The organism is Variovorax sp. GW821-FHT09D07 (assembly GCF_059416345.1).
In genome coordinates this window covers 421,698-435,814 of record NZ_JBWKOY010000005.1, presented here as the reverse complement: position 1 = coordinate 435,814, position 14,117 = coordinate 421,698, and the positions used below count along the sequence as shown (strand labels likewise).

Below are 14,117 nucleotides of genomic sequence, written 5' to 3'. Positions count from 1 at the left end.
GCGCGCATCATGGCGCAGGCACGGCAGCGGGCTGGCCGCGCCGCAGCAACAGCCATCCGAACAGTGGGGCGGTGATGTACATCACGACCGAGTAGATGGCCGCCGGCAGCGCGAGCGGAAAGCTCCCCAGCACGCTCACCGCGATGAAGATGGCGAGCGTGGAGTTGTGGATGCCGATCTCGTAGCTGACGGCGGTGGCCAGCGGTTTGTCGAGGCCGGCCGCGCGGCTCAGGTAGTAGCCGGCCAGCAGGCTCACGAGGTTGAACAGCAGCACCGGCACGCCGATCTCGGCGAAGGTGGTGGTGATGTTCTTCCACTCGTTGGCGATGGCGAGCACCGTGACCACCGCGAGCACCACGGCGCTGAAGATCTTGGTCGGCTTTTCCATGCGAGCCGCGAAGCCGGGCTTTCGCGACGCGACCACCATGCCGATGGCCACCGGCACCAGCACGATGGCGATCACCTCGACCAGCTTGCGCGTCTGCAGCGGCACCACCTGGCCGCTTTGCGCGAAATGGCCGATGGCCCAGTTGGCGATGAGCGGCAGCGTGACGATCGACAGCAGCGTGTTCACGGCCGTGAGCGAGATGTTCATCGCCACGTTGCCGCCGAACAGGTGCGAGAACAGGTTGGCCGAGATGCCGCCCGGCGAGGCCGCCAGCAGCATGAGCCCGATGGCGAACACCGGCGACAGGCCGAAGCCCACGATGATCGCGTAGCAGGCCAGCGGCAGGCCGATGACCTGCAGCACGAGCGCGATGGTCACGGCCTTCGGGTGCTTGAACAGGCGCCGGAAGTCGTCGAGCGAGAGCGACAGCCCCAGCCCGAACATCACGAGCGCGAGCGCGCCGAACAGGAACCGGGTCACGATGAGCGTGGTGTCCATGCGGTGGTGTCTCCTCTTGGGTTCTTCTGCTTAAAAAAATGGCTGCCGGCACCCGTCGCGCGGGCGCTGGCAGCCGTGGAAACCGGGATCGACGTCTGTCTTATTGTTTGTAGCTGTCGTCGATGCGGTCGAGTTTGCGGATCAACGAAGGCCAGACGAACATGCCGCCCAGGCCGCCGCTTTGCACCTTCATGGCCTGGCCCACGCCGTCGATGATCCTCGGGTCCACGTGCGTGAGTTCACCGCCACCGGCCTGCGCGGCGATCTGGATCTGGCAGGTGTTCTCGAAGGTGTACATCGAAAGGAAGGCGTCGGCAATGGTCTTGCCGCAGGTCAGCAGGCCGTGGTTGCGCAGCATGAGGAAGTTGGCATGGCCCATGTCGGCCTGCAGGCGCGGCTTTTCGTCGTCGCGGAAGGCCACGCCTTCGTAGTCGTGGTAGGCCAGCGAGGCCAGCACGAAGGTCGACTGCTGGCTGATGGGCAGCACGCCGTTCTTCTGCGCGCTCACGGCGATGCCGGCGCGGGTGTGGGTGTGCAGCACGCACTGGATGTCTTCGCGCGCGGCATGCACGGCGCTGTGGATCACGAAGCCGGCCGGGTTCACGGGGTAGGGCGAGTCGATGATCTTGTTGCACTGCTGGTCGACCTTGACCAGGCTGGAGGCCGTGATCTCGTCGAACATCAGGCCGTAGGGGTTGATCAGGAAGTGGTGCTCAGGGCCGGGCACGCGCGCGCTGATGTGCGTGAAGACGAGGTCGCTCCAGCCGTACAGCGCCACCAGGCGGTAGCAGGCGGCGAGGTCGACGCGCAGCTGCCATTCTTCGGCGGAGACGAGCTTCTGGATTTCGGAGGCGGAGGTGGCGTTCATGGGGGTGGGTCCTTTGTCTTGATCAAGCGGCGGTCGGCTCTTGCAGCACCGTCTTGTAGACGCTCTGCTTGGGCTGCGCCATCAGGCGGCGCAGCATGGGCTCGAACTCGCTGATGGGCAGGGTCTCGGCCTTCGGGTCGAAGGCCGGGTTGTCGTAGAGCGCGCAGAACTCGGCCGTGCGCTCGTAGTGCGGGTGGTCCTTGAAGCTGTCGCGCATGTCGCGGTCCAGCCCGATGTGGTGGAAGAAGTAGTGGCCCTGGAAGATGCCGTGGTTCTGCACCATCCAGTGGTTGGCCTCGCTCACGAAGGGCTTGAGGATGGCGGCGGCGATGTCGGGGTGGTTGAAGCTGCCCAACGTGTCGCCGATGTCGTGCAGCAGCGCGCACACCACGTACTCCTCGTCGCGGCCGTCGCGCAGCGCGCGCGTGGCGGTCTGCAGCGAGTGCGTGTAGCGGTCGACCGGAAAGCCGCCGTAGTCGCCTTCGAGGATCTGCAGGTGCTTGATCACGCGCGCGGGCAGGCCGCCCGCGAACTGCATGAACTCGCCGCCGATCAGTTGCCAGTCTTCGCGCGTGCTGTCCTGCATGCGCTTGAAACTTGCCCGTGCGTTCATCGTGTGGGGTCTCCGTTCTTGGGGATGGCGGCCACTGTAGACCTGCGCTTGACCTTCAACTGTCAAGAATTTAACAATGCGAGGTTCTGGTAAACCCGCCTCAGGCGCCTTTTTTCCCTCTATGGCCACCTCGACCAAGCCGCGCCTGTCGGCCGCGCACCGTGCCGCGCTCGACGGCAACCCCTGGTTCACCAGCATGCCGCGCGCGCAGCGCGACGCGCTGCTGGGCGCGGCCGAGCTGCTGCATGTGCGGCGCGGCACCATGGTGTTCCGCCAGGGCGACCCGATCCATGCGGCGGGCGGCGGCTTCTACGGGCTGGTGGCGGGCACGATCAAGATCTCGTCGCTGCGCCAGGACGGGCGCGAGGCCATCCTGGCGGTGCTGGAGCCGGGCAACTGGTTCGGCGAGATCACGCTCATCGACGGCTCGCCGCGCACGCACGACGCCACCGCGCTCGAAGCGCTCGACCTGCTGGTGGTGCCGCCCGAGGCCTTCGTGCGGCAGATGCGCGACGTGGTGTTTTCCAACGCCATCGCGGCCATGCTGGCCGCGCGCGTGCGCATGCTCTACGGCCTGGCCGAAGACGCCACCCTGCGCAGCCTGCGCGCGCGCGTGGCGCACCGGCTGCTGGTGCTGGCGCGCGGCGACGCCACGCAGTCGGTGCACCTGCGGCACGAACTCATGCTGTCGCAGGAGGCGCTGGCCATGATGCTCGGCGTGACGCGCCAGACGCTGTCCAAGGAGCTCAACGCGCTGGCCACCGAGGGCGTGGTGTCGCTGGGCTACGGGCGCATCGAGCTGTTGTCGCTCGAGGCGCTGCAGGGGCTGGTGCGCACCGGCTGAGGGTCTTGTCACAGCGCGGGCAGGGCGCAGGCGTATAAGACTTTCCCGGCCCGTCATTCCGGCGGCCCGGTGTCTTATTTCTTCACTGGAAGGTGGCGAATCATGAGCAACAACAAACCGACGGTCGTCCTGGTCCATGGTTTCTGGGGTGGTGCGGCGCACTGGCACAACGTCATCGTGGAGCTGCTGCGCAAGGGCCACACGGCCATCCGCGCGGTCGAGCTGCCGCTGACCTCGCTGGCCGACGATGCCGAGCGCACGCGCAAGATGGTGGCGCAGGTGCAGGGGCCGGTCTTGCTGGTCGGCCACTCGTACGGCGGCGCGGTGATCACGCAGGCTGGCGACCTGCCCAATGTGGTGGGGCTGGTCTACATCGCCGCCTTCGCACCCGACGCGGGCGAAAGCCCCGGCGGCATCACGCAGGAGCATCCGCCGGTGGCCGTGCCCAACCTGGCGCCCGACAGCGATGGCTACCTGTGGGTGATACCCGAGAAATACCACGAGAGCTTCTGCCAGGACCTGAGCGCCGAAGAAGGCCTGGTGATGGGCCTGACGCAGAAGGCGCCGCTGGCCAGCACCTTCGGCGACACCATCACGGCGCCGGCCTGGAAGAAGAAGCCGTCGTGGTACCAGATCTCGAGCGAGGACCGGATGATCTCGCCCGTGAACCAGGAGCGCATGTCGGCGCGCCTGGGTGCGAAGAAGGTCATCACGCTGGCGGCCAGCCACGCCTCGCTGGCCTCGCAGCCGCAGGCCGTGGCTGCGCTCATCGACGAAGCCGCGAGCGCTGCCTGAGGCCGGCTACGCGCAGCGCTCCGTGCGCTGCGCACTTGTCGGGCGGGCCCGCCAGCCGAGGAACGCCACGGCGCAGGCCGCTGCGATGACGATCGCCACGGCCACGCCCATCACCGAGAAAAAGGCCTGGTCGAAGGCCGTGTGCGCGAGCGCCACGAGCTGCGAGGCGATGGGCGCGGGCAGCGTCTCGGCGGCCAGCAGCGCGGCATCGATGCTGTCGCCGGCCGAGGCCGGCACGGCCAGGCCGTCGGGAATCACCAGCGCGGCTGTGTAGCTCGCCGAGAGCACGCTGCCCAGCAGCGCGATGCCCAGCACGCCGCCGAGTTCGTACGACACCTCTTCGATCGACGCCGCCATGCCGGCGTGCTCGACGGGCGCGTTGTTCATGACCGCGTTCGACGCCGCCGTGATGGTCGCGCCCACGCCCAGCCCCAGCAGCACCAGGATGGCCGGCTTGAGCAGGCCTGCGGCATCGACCGCCAGCGCCAGTGCGCACAGCGCGAGCGCCGTGGTCACGAGGCCGCCCAGGATGACGGGGCGCGAGCCGATGCGTGCCAGCAGCAGGCCCGCGAGCGGCCCCGCCACGAAGGCGGCCAGCGGCAGCGGCAGCAGGGTGAGGCCCGCCTGCAGCGGCGTGAGGCCGACCACGAGCTGCAGCCGCTGGCTGAACACCAGCTCGACACCGATCAGCGCCACCGAGGCCACGATGGCTGCGATCACGCCGCCCGAGAAGTAGGCGTTGCGGAACAGGCGGAAGTCGATCAGCGGTGCGCTGCTGCGCCGCTGGCGCCGCACGAACAGGGCCATGGCCACCGCGGCGAGCACGCCGGTGATGGCAGCTGTCGTGACCGAGGGCGCGAACTTGGTGAGTTCCTTGATGGTCAGCACCAGGAAGACCAGCCCCGCCAGCACCTGCACCGAGCCGATGAAGTCCCACGGGCGCGTGCCGGTGTTCTTCTGCGTCGGCAGCAGCCACAGGGCCAGCACCAGCGCGAGCACCACCACGGGCACGTTGATGAGAAACACCGAACCCCACCAGAAGTACTCGAGCAGCACGCCGCCCACGACCGGCCCGAGCGCCGCGCCGCCCGAAGCCACCGAGGCCCACACGCCGATGGCCACGGCGCGCTCGCGCTCGTCGGTGAACACCAGCCGCAGGATCGCCAGCGTGGCCGGCATCATCATCGACGCGCCCACACCCAAGAGGGCCCGCGCGGCGATGAGGACGGCCGGGTTCGGCGCGTAGGCCGCGCACAGCGAGGCCACGCCGAACACGGAAAGACCCGCGACGAACATGCGCCGGTAGCCCACGCGGTCGCCCAGCGCGCCCATGCCCAGCAGGAAGCCGGAGACGACCACGGTGTAGGCATTGAGGATCCAGAGCTTCTCGGTGGCCGACGCGGCCAGGTCGTGCGTGAGCGTGGGCAGCGCCGTGTAGAGCACGGTCATGTCGACCACGATCAGCAGCAGCGCCATCGAGACGATGCCGAGCGTGATCCATTTCTTGGCGGTGGGGTTCAGGCCGTTCATGGCGTGGCCCTCCGGTCGTGCGACTGTGCGGTGGTGCCGTCCAGTTCCTTGAGCATCGTCACCGAGACCGTCTCGCAGCCGCGGGCGTGGAAGAAGTCGTGCGCGCGGGTGTTGCCGATGCCGCTTTCGAGAAAGAGACGCTGGATGCCGCGGCGCTGCAGCTCGGTGCAGACCCAGTCGAACAGCCGGCCGCCCAGGCCCTGGAAGCGCGCGTCGACCACGAGGTCGTCGAGCGTCGCGAAGCTGCGCGCGGCGCGGCGGGTGTCGTCGATGGAGACCAGCGCGAAGCCGGCCAGTGCGCCGTCGGTCCGCGCGACGGCCACGCGTGCCTGGGCCGTGGCCGGGTCCAGCGCCAGGGTCTCGCGCACTTGCGCCATGAAGACGGCGGGCAGGTCGGCGCGCCATTCGCCGAGGGCCACGGCGCGCTGCTCCTGCAGTTCCGAGTGGGAGATGTAGGAAGGGGAAAGTTGCTGCAGGAACAGGGCGGTCAACGCCTGTGCCTGGGAGGGATCGCTGCACCAGCTCAGTTCGAACGCCGGTGTCGTCTTGTTGTTTGCATTCGTCATGGCGCCATGTTGCGCCATTAAAATGAATGAATAAAGATGAAATCCATCTGATAAATAGATGAGTGGAGCCGACATGGAATGGACCGTCGACCAATTGCGCCAGTTCGTGACGACCGCCGAGTGCGGTTCGTTCTCGGCCGCGGCGCGCCACCTGGGCAAGGCCCAGTCGGCCGTGAGCACCGCCATCGGGCTGCTCGAAGTCGACCTCGGCGTGGCGCTGTTCGACCGCTCGCGCCGCAACGCGCAGCTGTCGGACGCGGGCCGGGTGCTGCTGCTCGAAGCGCGCGAGCTGCTGCGACAGGCCGAGCAGCTCGACCAGCGCGCCCGCTCGCTGCACGAAGGCGACGAGGCGGCGCTGTCGCTGGCGCTGGACGAGGCCCTGCCGTACACCGCCATCGGCACGCTGATGCGCGAGATTTCGGCGAAGTTTCCGAGCCTCGAACTCACGCTCTTGAACGGCACCGCGACCGAGGTGGCCGACTACGTCGAGCAGGAGCGCGCCAGCGTGGCTTTTCACTTCGACCGCGGCCCGGTGCGCGCGAGCTTCGACCAGCGCCACATCGGCAGCGTGCGCCAGGGCGTGTTCGTGGCCAGCGACCATCCGCTGGCCGACGGCCGCACCGTGCGGCGCCAGGACCTGGCGCGGCAACGCCAACTGCTGATGCATGCGGACGACGTGCATGAGGTGGCCTACAGCCCGCGCGTGTGGCGCTCCGACAGCTTCTACAGCACGGCCGAGATGGTGGCCGACAACCTGGGCTGGGCCGTGCTGCCCATCAACATCGCGCGCTACGAAGGCTTCAGCAAGGCGCTGAAGGAGGTGCCTTGCCCGTCGCTGGCCTTGCCGCGGCTGTCGGTGCGTATGCTGTGGCTGCAGGGGCGCCCGCTCGGCGCGACGGCGCTGTATGTGCAGCAGCGCTTCACCGAATTGCTGGGCGACGGCGCGGTGTGAGGCGCTTCAGCGGAGCACGCGACCGTCGGCCGAGATGCTGATGAGGTCGATGCTGCGCACGTTGTCGCGCAGACCCGGGCGCAGGTTGATGCGGAAGCCGCCCACGTCGTAGTCGGTCATCGCCGTCATCGTGCGCTGCAGCGTCGCGGTGTTGAAGCCGCGGCCCGCGCGGCGCACGGCCTCGCCCGCGGCCTTGGCGGCGATGAAGCCCTCGAGCCCTTCGTACGACGCGGTCTGGTCGGAGTTGTCGACCGCCGCGAGGTACTCCTTGACGATCGGAATGGCCGAGGGCCGCGGCGAGGGCACCACCTGCGAGATCACGATGCCGCCGATGTCCTTGCCCAGCTCGGCGTAGAGCGGGTCGATGCCGACGATCGAGAAGGCCATGAAGTTGCCCGTGTAGCCGCTCTTGCGCAGCTTGCGGATGGCGCTGGCCGTGGTGCCCGAGAGCGACACCAGCACGATGGCCTGGGGTGTCTGCTGCTGCACGGTCTTCAGCGCGGCGTCGAGCTTGTCGGCGCCCGCGGGCACCAGTGCGCTCGCGACCAGCGGTGGCAGCTTCAGTTCGGTGACGGCCTGCTGCACGGCGGCCAGGCCGGCGCGGCCCATGGCGTCGTCGTCGCCCACCAGCGCGATGCGTTTCTGCCCCACGGTGGCGCACTGGCGCACGATCTTGAGGGCCTCATCGATCATGCCGGGGCGCACATGGAACACGTTCGGGTGATCGGGGCCGCGCAGCGTGTCGGAGGCGGCGAAGGGCGCAAAGAGCAGGCTGCCCTGCTGCGTGGCGACCTTGGCGCCGGCCTCGCTGCTGGCGGTGCCGACAAAGCCGAACAGCATGTCGGCCTTGTTCGCGCCCAGCAGGGTGCGGGCGTTGGTGGTGGCGCGCGCGGCGTCGTAGCCGTCGTCGAGCTGCAGCAGCTTCAGCTGCAGGCCGGTGGCGGCGTTGCGCGTGTTGAAGTCGCTCACCGCAAGGCGGCTGCCGGCCGCGAAGGCGTTGCCGATCTCGTTGGCGCTGCCGGTGAGCGGCACCGACTGGCCGAGCAGGACGACGCGGGCCCCGGCGGCGGCCGGGCGTGGCGTCTGTGCCAGCAAGGGACGGGTGATGCCGAGGCCGCTTCCCAGAAGCAGCATTGCGGAGGCTTTTCCCAGCCATGTCCTGCGAGACGCGTTCATTGGCTACCTTTTGCTAACAATAGTAAAAAAGTGTAGCAATTTCGAGGCCAGGGCGGAAGGCGCGGGTGCTCCAGAATTGCCCTGATGAAAACAACTGTGTCCTGGGTTCTGGGAGGGATGTGCGCGGCGCTCGCCGGTTGCGTGGTGCCGCCCCCATCGAAGGTGGTGGAAAAGGCGCTGCCCGCGCCGGAGGTCTTCGTGCCCGTGGCTGCGCCGCAGCCGCCGCAACCGATGATCGACCCGCCGCCCCTGCCGTCGCCATCGACGATCGAGCCGCCACCGCTGCCACTGGCGGGGCCGCCGATGGCATTGCCGTCGGGGCCGACCCTCATGGCGGCGCCGCGCGCCGATCCGCGCGTTGCGGCGGACGCGGTCGTGACGGAGCCGGTGATCCGCCAGCGCCGCTATCCCAGCTATCCGTCCGCGCTGGTGGAAGAGGGCATCGAGGGCCTGGTGGTCACGGCCTTCTTCGTCGGCGTGGACGGCAAGCCCGAAGACATCCGCGTCGAACGCTCGCCGCACCCGCTGCTGTCGCAGGTGGCGACCGATTCGCTCAAGGGATGGCACTTCGACCCGGCGCGCACCGCGGACGGGCGTGCGGTGCGCGCCCGCATGCGGCTGCCGTTCCGCTTCAAGCTCGTCGAGTGAGCGGGGGAAGGTGACGCGCGCTCAGGCGCGTTTTTCGAACACCAGGTCCCACACGCCGTGGCCCAGCTTGAGGCCGCGGTTCTCGAACTTCGTGAGCGGGCGGTACGCCGGCTTGGGCGCGTAGCCGGTGTCCGGCGCGGTGTTGCGCAGCAGCGGCTCGGCGCCCAGCACCTCGAGCATCTGCTCGGCGTAGGGCTGCCAGTCGGTGGCGCAGTGGATGTAGCCGCCGGGGCGCAGGTGCTGCGCCAGCTTGGTCACGAACTCGGGCTGGATCAGGCGGCGCTTGTTGTGGCGTTTCTTGTGCCACGGGTCGGGAAAGAACACATGCACGCCGGCCAGCGTGCCGGGCTGCAGCATGTGGTCGATCACGTCGACCGCGTCGTGCGCGCAGATGCGGATGTTCGAGATCGACTGCTCGCCGATGCGCTTGAGCAGCGCGCCCACGCCGGGCTCGTGCACCTCGCAGCACAGGAAGTTGGTCTCGGGCAGCACCGTGGCGATGTGGGCCGTGGCCTCGCCCATGCCGAAGCCGATCTCCAGCACCGTCGGGCCCACGCGGCCGCCGAAGGCCGCCGTGAGGTCGAGCCGCTCGGGCGTGTAGGGCACGAGGAACAGCGGGCCCAGCTCGGCGAAGGCGCGGGCCTGGCCGTCGGTGGTGCGGCCGGCGCGCTTGACGAAGCTCTTGAGGCGGCGGTGCAGCGGATGCGGCTTGCCGTCGGTGGCGTCGTCTTCGGGGGAGGCGGGCAGGTCGTCGCCGGGCGGGAGGTCGTTGGACACGGTGTCGGGAATGTTCATGAGGGCCGCGAATTGTAGAGATCGCGCCATTCGGGCACCCAGCCGGCCAGGGCGGCGGTGCAGTGGCCGGCGGCCGTGGGGCGCAGCCCGAGCGCGCGCGCGGCGGCATCGAGCGCGGCCAGCGCGGCGTGCGGCGTCGCGGTGTCGATGGCCGTGGCGCCGTTCTGTTTGGAGAGCTTGTCGCCGTCCGCGCCGCGCACCAGCGGCGTGTGCAGGTAGCTCGGCGTGGGCAGGCCGAGCGCCTGCTGCAGCAGGATCTGGCGCGCCGTGTTGTCGGCCAGGTCTTCGCCGCGCACCACGTCGGTCACGCCCTGTTCGGCGTCGTCGACCACCACGGCCAGCTGGTAGGCCCAGGGGCCGTCGGCGCGGCGCAGCACGAAGTCGCCGACCTCGCGCTGCACGTCCTGCCGCTGCGGGCCGAGGCGGCGGTCGTGCCAGTGCAGGTCGCCGGCCGGCATGCGGTGCGCGGCAAAGCGCCAGGCGCGCGCGGGCTTGCCGTGCAGGCCGTCGCGGCAGGTGCCGGGGTAGACGCGCTCGCCGTGGCGCTCGTGCGCATGGCCGAGCCGGGCCAGGGCCAGATCGATGTCCTTGCGCGAGCAGCCGCAGGGGTAGGTGAGGCCGCGCGCCTGCAGCGCGGCCAGCGCCGCTTCATAGTGCGCGGTGCGCTGCGTCTGCCACTCGGGCGGTTCGTCGGGGAGCAGGGCGCAGTCGGCGAGCTGGCGCAGGATGTGCTCGCCCATGCCGGGCAGGCAGCGCTCGGTGTCGGCGTCCTCGATGCGGACCAGCCACCGCGCACTGTCGCCGCGCGCACGCACGTCGAGCCAGCTCGCGAGCGCGGCCACCAGCGAGCCGGCATGCAGCGGGCCGGTGGGCGAGGGGGCGAAGCGGCCGGTGGCCCGCATCCTTTCTTAGAGAACTGCGAGGGCCAGCGAGAGGCCCGAAACGAAACCGTCTTCCACGCGATGGCCGATGCACCAGTCACCGGCGATGCCGATGCGCGCCTTGGCGTCCCACAGGTGGGTCTGGCCCACAGGCACTTGCGTCTGCGCTTCGGGCCAGCAGCGCGCCTTGGCGTGGCTGGGCGTGGCGTGGATGCCGGTGATTTCCGAGAAGGCGCGCAGCAGCTTGGCCTCGATGCGGGCGGGCGTGTCGCGCAGGTGTTCTTCCGACCATTTGGCGCTGGCCTGCAGGGTCCAGCGCTCGACGCGCTCGCGGCCGGGCTTGGACGATTCGCGCGCCAGCCACGCCACGCGGTGGTGGGTGCTGCGCGCCACGTTCCATTGCGGGCCGAGGTGCGACATGTTGGCCTGGTTGGCCTGGGGGAAGGCGATCATCAGCGTCCAGCAGGGCGCGATGCGCACGGGTTCGATCTTGCGGCTCAGCGTGGCCGAGCGGTCGCCGCCGGCGAGCAGTTCGCGGGTGCGCGCGGGCGGCACGGCCAGCAGCACGGCGTCGAAGCCGGAGTAGACATGCTGCGAATCGTCGGCGCCGGCGGTGCGCAGCTGCCAGCGGGTGGCGTCGAGCGCGTCGGGCTCGATGCGGGTGACTTGCGTGCCGGTGACGAGCTGCTCGCCCAGCGGCGCGGCCCAGTGGGCCACGAGCGCGTCCATGCCGGGCTGGGCGACCCAGTGCGGCTCCAGCGAAGGCAGCGCCGCTTCGGCCACGCGGCCGTGGGCGTCGAGCACGCGCACGAGGTTGGCGCTCCAGGGGCGGCACAGCGCGGGCGTGGTGGCCAGCACCTGTGCAAAGCGCGGATCGCGCACGGTGAAGTACTGCGCGCCGCTGTCGAAGCGGCCGAAGGCGGTGTCGATGCTCGCCATCCGCCCGCCCGGCGTGGCCTCGCGTTCGAACACCGTGACACGGTGCCCGGCCTGCATCAGTGTGCGGGCACAGGCCACGCCGGCAATGCCGGCGCCGATCACGGCGAAATGGCGGGCGGCGGCGGGAGTTCGGTGGCGGTCGGCGGTGGCGCGGGCTTTGGCTTTGGGCATGGCGGACTCTTTTCTTTTGACAGGGTGATGACTGAGGAGGCCGTGCACACTCTACCTCGGTCTGCGCGCGTCTCCGGGCTGGGGGCGACCCTTATGACGCCGTCATCGCTTGGCGTTCAACGGCCCCGGTGCCGTTCAAGCAGCGCCTTGCGCGTGCCCTCGTGCTCGAACTGCGCGAGCCACCATTCGAGCGCGCGCCCCGGCTTTCCCGCGCTGCGCACGCGCCACGCGCAGTGCATGGTGCCCAGCGGCGGCTGGCGTTCGGTCTGCAGCTCGACGAGATGGCCGGCCTCGATGTAGGGCCGCGCCATCGGCTCGGGCAAAAAGCCGCCGCCCAGGCCGTGCAGCTGCGCGGCGATCTTGGCCTGCATGCTGGGCACGGTGAGCACGTCCTGCCCGCCCACGAGGTTCACGGTCATGCTCGGCCCGCTGCGCACCGAGTCGGCCGCGGCCACCGCGCGGTGCTGGCGCAGCACCGCGTCGCTCAGCGGCTGCGGCAGGCGCGCGAGCGGATGGTGCGGCGCCACCGCGAACACGAAGCGCAGTTCGCCGATCGGCCGGCTGCGGATGCCGGTGGCGGTGAAGGCCAGGCTCGCGGCATCGAGCACCGCGCCGATCGCCAGGTCGGCCTCGCCGCTGGTCAGCGCCTCGATGGTGCCGAGCAGGGTTTCGTCGCGCAGCTTCAGGCGCGTGGGCGGCTCGAGCGCGAAGAAGGCGGTGCACAGGTCGAGCAGCGGGTCGCGCGCGATCACGCTGTCGACCGCGATGGTCAGCATCGGCTCCCAGCCGGTGGCCACGCGCTTCACGCGGTTGGCCACGGCGTCGATCTCGCCGAGCAGGCGCGCGGCCTCGCGCAGCAGTTCGGCGCCGGCCTCGGTGATGCGGGCCTGGCGCGCGCTGCGGTCGAACAGCAGCACGTCCAGCGCGTCCTCGATCTGGCGCACGCGGTAGCTCAGCGCGCTGGGCACCAGGCCGAGCGCGCGCGCGGCGGCGGCGAAGCTGCCGGTGGTGGCCACCGTCTGCAGCATGGCCAGCGCGTCGGGAGTGAGGACGTCTCGGGCGCTCGTCATGGGGCGGGCTCCATTGGTCAAATAATTTGAATGATGCCATCAAAACCGGGCGTCTTTCAGAGGGGGATGGAGGTCCAGAATTCTTCTCATCCGCTGCGCATCCGGCGCGGCCCACGACGAAAGCCCCGGCGCCCGAACCGGGTGGGGCAGCAAGGAGTTCGATATGTTGCAAGTGCGTAAATCCCAGGAACGCGGTTATGCCGACCATGGCTGGCTGCGCTCGTTCCACAGCTTTTCCTTCGCGGGGTACTACGATCCGGCCTACATGGGCTTCGGCAACCTGCGGGTGATCAACGAAGACCGCGTGGCGGCGGGCGCCGGCTTCGGCACCCACGGCCACCGGGACATGGAGATCATCAGCTACGTGCTCTCGGGCGAACTCGCGCACAAGGACAGCATGGGCAACATCGAATCCATTCCGCCGGGCGACGTGCAGCGCATGAGCGCCGGCCGTGGCGTGATGCACAGCGAGTTCAACCACAAGGCCGACCAGACCACGCACTTCCTGCAGATCTGGATCGAGCCCAAGGAACGCGGCATTGCCCCCGGCTACGAGCAGAAGCAGTTCAGCGACGCCGAAAAGCGCGGCACCCTGCGCCTGGTGGCCTCGCCCGACGGCCGCGACGGCTCGGTGACGGTGAACGCCGACGCACGCCTGTTCGCCGGCCTGTTCGACGGCAGCGAAACCGCCAGCCTGGCGCTCGATCCGCAACGCAAGAGCTATGTGCACCTGGTGCGCGGCGAGCTCGAAGTCAACGGCCAGAAGCTCGTGGGCGGCGACGCCGCGATGCTCGAAGGCGAATCGCAACTCACGCTCGGCGCCGGCACCGATGCCGAAGTGCTGGTGTTCGACCTGACGGCCTGAGACGGCGTCTTTTTTCTTTTCTTTGTTCCTTTCGCTTCAACAACCAACGAGGAGTTTTCACCATGGCCATTACCACCACAACCACCGCCCCCAACGCTGCCCAGGACACCCTGGCACTCATCGGCCGCGTGCTGCTTGCAGCGCTGTTCGTGCCCGCCGGCTTCGGCAAGCTCATGGGCTTTGCCGGCACCGTGGGGTACATCTCCTCGGTGGGCGCACCGCTGCCGCAAGTGGCGGCAGTCATCGCGATCGTCGTGGAGCTGGGGCTCGGCCTGCTGCTGCTGGTCGGCTTCAAGACGCGCCTGTCGGCGATCGTGCTGGCGGTCTTCACCGTGGCCGCCGCCGTGATGTTCCACAACTACTGGGGCATGCCCGCCGACAAGGCCTTCGTGAACCAGCTGATGTTCTTCAAGAACATCGCCATCGCAGGCGGTCTGCTCGCCTTCGCCGCCTTCGGCGCCGGCCGTTTCAGCATCGATAAAAAGTAAGCTCGCTTCACCCCAGGCCGCGCACACCTT

Annotated in this window: 16 protein-coding genes; 6 read left to right on the top strand and 10 right to left on the bottom strand. The window is 69.4% G+C overall.

The features are described from left to right. Nucleotides 1-7: 7 nt before the first annotated feature. The 3 genes from AC07OX_RS20805 to AC07OX_RS20795 all read right to left on the bottom strand — a co-directional run bounded on the left by AC07OX_RS20805 (nucleotide 8) and on the right by AC07OX_RS20795 (nucleotide 2,367). A complete protein-coding gene (locus tag AC07OX_RS20805; protein ID WP_495261730.1) occupies nucleotides 8-886 on the bottom strand; it encodes a bile acid:sodium symporter family protein in 879 nt (292 codons plus the stop codon). Between the two features lie 100 nt (nucleotides 887-986). Beyond that, entirely contained in the window at nucleotides 987-1,754 is a 768-nt protein-coding gene (locus AC07OX_RS20800) for a class II aldolase/adducin family protein (RefSeq protein ID WP_070060369.1), read from the bottom strand. A gap of 22 nt (nucleotides 1,755-1,776) precedes the next feature. Further along, nucleotides 1,777-2,367, bottom strand: a complete 591-nt coding sequence (locus AC07OX_RS20795) for an HD domain-containing protein (RefSeq protein WP_062478352.1) — start codon at nucleotides 2,365-2,367, stop codon at nucleotides 1,777-1,779. A gap of 121 nt (nucleotides 2,368-2,488) precedes the next feature. On the opposite strand from AC07OX_RS20795, the gene AC07OX_RS20790 reads away from it, so the two are divergent. Together AC07OX_RS20790 and AC07OX_RS20785 are read left to right on the top strand one after the other, a co-directional pair. Further along, nucleotides 2,489-3,211: a Crp/Fnr family transcriptional regulator gene (locus tag AC07OX_RS20790; RefSeq protein WP_062478356.1), complete on the top strand. Its 723-nt coding sequence runs from the start codon at nucleotides 2,489-2,491 to the stop codon at nucleotides 3,209-3,211. A gap of 102 nt (nucleotides 3,212-3,313) precedes the next feature. Next, complete coding sequence (locus AC07OX_RS20785; protein ID WP_062478359.1) at nucleotides 3,314-4,006, top strand: alpha/beta hydrolase; 693 nt, start codon at nucleotides 3,314-3,316, stop codon at nucleotides 4,004-4,006. Between the two features lie 6 nt (nucleotides 4,007-4,012). On the opposite strand, the gene AC07OX_RS20780 is transcribed toward AC07OX_RS20785, so the two are convergent. Further along, complete coding sequence (locus tag AC07OX_RS20780; RefSeq protein WP_495261729.1) at nucleotides 4,013-5,536, bottom strand: MFS transporter; 1,524 nt, start codon at nucleotides 5,534-5,536, stop codon at nucleotides 4,013-4,015. Next, nucleotides 5,533-6,102, bottom strand: a complete 570-nt coding sequence (locus AC07OX_RS20775) for a GNAT family N-acetyltransferase (protein ID WP_495261728.1) — start codon at nucleotides 6,100-6,102, stop codon at nucleotides 5,533-5,535. The genes AC07OX_RS20780 and AC07OX_RS20775 overlap by 4 nt, the downstream gene beginning before the upstream one ends. A 73-nt stretch (nucleotides 6,103-6,175) precedes the next feature. Between AC07OX_RS20775 and AC07OX_RS20770 the strand changes: the two genes are divergently transcribed. Then, the gene (locus AC07OX_RS20770; protein ID WP_495261727.1) at nucleotides 6,176-7,054 is read left to right on the top strand and encodes a LysR family transcriptional regulator; all 879 of its coding nucleotides are present in this window, start codon (nucleotides 6,176-6,178) and stop codon (nucleotides 7,052-7,054) included. 6 nt (nucleotides 7,055-7,060) lie between these two features. Here the strand turns inward: AC07OX_RS20770 and AC07OX_RS20765 are convergent, their stop codons facing one another. Further along, on the bottom strand, nucleotides 7,061-8,230 hold the full coding sequence (locus AC07OX_RS20765; protein WP_495261726.1) for an ABC transporter substrate-binding protein: 1,170 nt from the start codon (nucleotides 8,228-8,230) through the stop codon (nucleotides 7,061-7,063). 84 nt (nucleotides 8,231-8,314) lie between these two features. On the opposite strand from AC07OX_RS20765, the gene AC07OX_RS20760 reads away from it, so the two are divergent. Further along, on the top strand, nucleotides 8,315-8,878 hold the full coding sequence (locus AC07OX_RS20760) for an energy transducer TonB (RefSeq protein ID WP_495263357.1): 564 nt from the start codon (nucleotides 8,315-8,317) through the stop codon (nucleotides 8,876-8,878). A 21-nt stretch (nucleotides 8,879-8,899) separates the two neighbouring features. On the opposite strand, the gene trmB is transcribed toward AC07OX_RS20760, so the two are convergent. From trmB to AC07OX_RS20740, 4 genes are all read right to left on the bottom strand, one after another. After that, the gene (gene trmB / locus AC07OX_RS20755) at nucleotides 8,900-9,673 is read right to left on the bottom strand and encodes a tRNA (guanosine(46)-N7)-methyltransferase TrmB (RefSeq protein WP_062478378.1); all 774 of its coding nucleotides are present in this window, start codon (nucleotides 9,671-9,673) and stop codon (nucleotides 8,900-8,902) included. Further along, nucleotides 9,670-10,575, bottom strand: a complete 906-nt coding sequence (gene gluQRS, locus AC07OX_RS20750; RefSeq protein WP_495261724.1) for a tRNA glutamyl-Q(34) synthetase GluQRS — start codon at nucleotides 10,573-10,575, stop codon at nucleotides 9,670-9,672. Before gluQRS ends, trmB begins: the two co-directional genes overlap by 4 nt. Nucleotides 10,576-10,581: 6 nt before the next feature. Then, a complete protein-coding gene (locus tag AC07OX_RS20745) occupies nucleotides 10,582-11,664 on the bottom strand; it encodes an NAD(P)/FAD-dependent oxidoreductase (RefSeq protein ID WP_495261723.1) in 1,083 nt (360 codons plus the stop codon). A gap of 116 nt (nucleotides 11,665-11,780) precedes the next feature. Beyond that, on the bottom strand, nucleotides 11,781-12,734 hold the full coding sequence (locus tag AC07OX_RS20740; RefSeq protein ID WP_095947849.1) for a LysR family transcriptional regulator: 954 nt from the start codon (nucleotides 12,732-12,734) through the stop codon (nucleotides 11,781-11,783). A gap of 163 nt (nucleotides 12,735-12,897) precedes the next feature. On the opposite strand from AC07OX_RS20740, the gene AC07OX_RS20735 reads away from it, so the two are divergent. Both AC07OX_RS20735 and AC07OX_RS20730 read left to right on the top strand, forming a co-directional pair. Beyond that, complete coding sequence (locus tag AC07OX_RS20735; RefSeq protein ID WP_492678573.1) at nucleotides 12,898-13,599, top strand: pirin family protein; 702 nt, start codon at nucleotides 12,898-12,900, stop codon at nucleotides 13,597-13,599. A gap of 62 nt (nucleotides 13,600-13,661) precedes the next feature. Further along, nucleotides 13,662-14,087 carry a DoxX family protein gene (locus tag AC07OX_RS20730; RefSeq protein ID WP_495261722.1) on the top strand — a complete coding sequence of 142 codons (426 nt, stop codon included), beginning with the start codon at nucleotides 13,662-13,664 and terminating at the stop codon, nucleotides 14,085-14,087. Nucleotides 14,088-14,117 lie beyond the last annotated feature (30 nt).

Excerpts from the sequence above, each read along its gene's own strand:
- AC07OX_RS20790 (WP_062478356.1), top strand. The coding sequence starts at position 2,489 with ATGGCCACCTCGACCAAGCCGCGCCTGTCGGCCGCGCACCGTGCCGCG.
- AC07OX_RS20780 (WP_495261729.1), bottom strand. The coding sequence starts at position 5,536 with ATGAACGGCCTGAACCCCACCGCCAAGAAATGGATCACGCTCGGCATC.
- AC07OX_RS20740 (WP_095947849.1), bottom strand. The coding sequence starts at position 12,734 with ATGACGAGCGCCCGAGACGTCCTCACTCCCGACGCGCTGGCCATGCTG.
- trmB (WP_062478378.1), bottom strand. The coding sequence starts at position 9,673 with ATGAACATTCCCGACACCGTGTCCAACGACCTCCCGCCCGGCGACGAC.
- gluQRS (WP_495261724.1), bottom strand. The coding sequence starts at position 10,575 with ATGCGGGCCACCGGCCGCTTCGCCCCCTCGCCCACCGGCCCGCTGCAT.
- AC07OX_RS20795 (WP_062478352.1), bottom strand. The coding sequence starts at position 2,367 with ATGAACGCACGGGCAAGTTTCAAGCGCATGCAGGACAGCACGCGCGAA.
- AC07OX_RS20765 (WP_495261726.1), bottom strand. The coding sequence starts at position 8,230 with ATGAACGCGTCTCGCAGGACATGGCTGGGAAAAGCCTCCGCAATGCTG.
- AC07OX_RS20775 (WP_495261728.1), bottom strand. The coding sequence starts at position 6,102 with ATGACGAATGCAAACAACAAGACGACACCGGCGTTCGAACTGAGCTGG.
- AC07OX_RS20745 (WP_495261723.1), bottom strand. The coding sequence starts at position 11,664 with ATGCCCAAAGCCAAAGCCCGCGCCACCGCCGACCGCCACCGAACTCCC.
- AC07OX_RS20730 (WP_495261722.1), top strand. The coding sequence starts at position 13,662 with ATGGCCATTACCACCACAACCACCGCCCCCAACGCTGCCCAGGACACC.
- AC07OX_RS20735 (WP_492678573.1), top strand. The coding sequence starts at position 12,898 with ATGTTGCAAGTGCGTAAATCCCAGGAACGCGGTTATGCCGACCATGGC.
- AC07OX_RS20770 (WP_495261727.1), top strand. The coding sequence starts at position 6,176 with ATGGAATGGACCGTCGACCAATTGCGCCAGTTCGTGACGACCGCCGAG.
- AC07OX_RS20760 (WP_495263357.1), top strand. The coding sequence starts at position 8,315 with ATGAAAACAACTGTGTCCTGGGTTCTGGGAGGGATGTGCGCGGCGCTC.
- AC07OX_RS20800 (WP_070060369.1), bottom strand. The coding sequence starts at position 1,754 with ATGAACGCCACCTCCGCCTCCGAAATCCAGAAGCTCGTCTCCGCCGAA.
- AC07OX_RS20805 (WP_495261730.1), bottom strand. The coding sequence starts at position 886 with ATGGACACCACGCTCATCGTGACCCGGTTCCTGTTCGGCGCGCTCGCG.
- AC07OX_RS20785 (WP_062478359.1), top strand. The coding sequence starts at position 3,314 with ATGAGCAACAACAAACCGACGGTCGTCCTGGTCCATGGTTTCTGGGGT.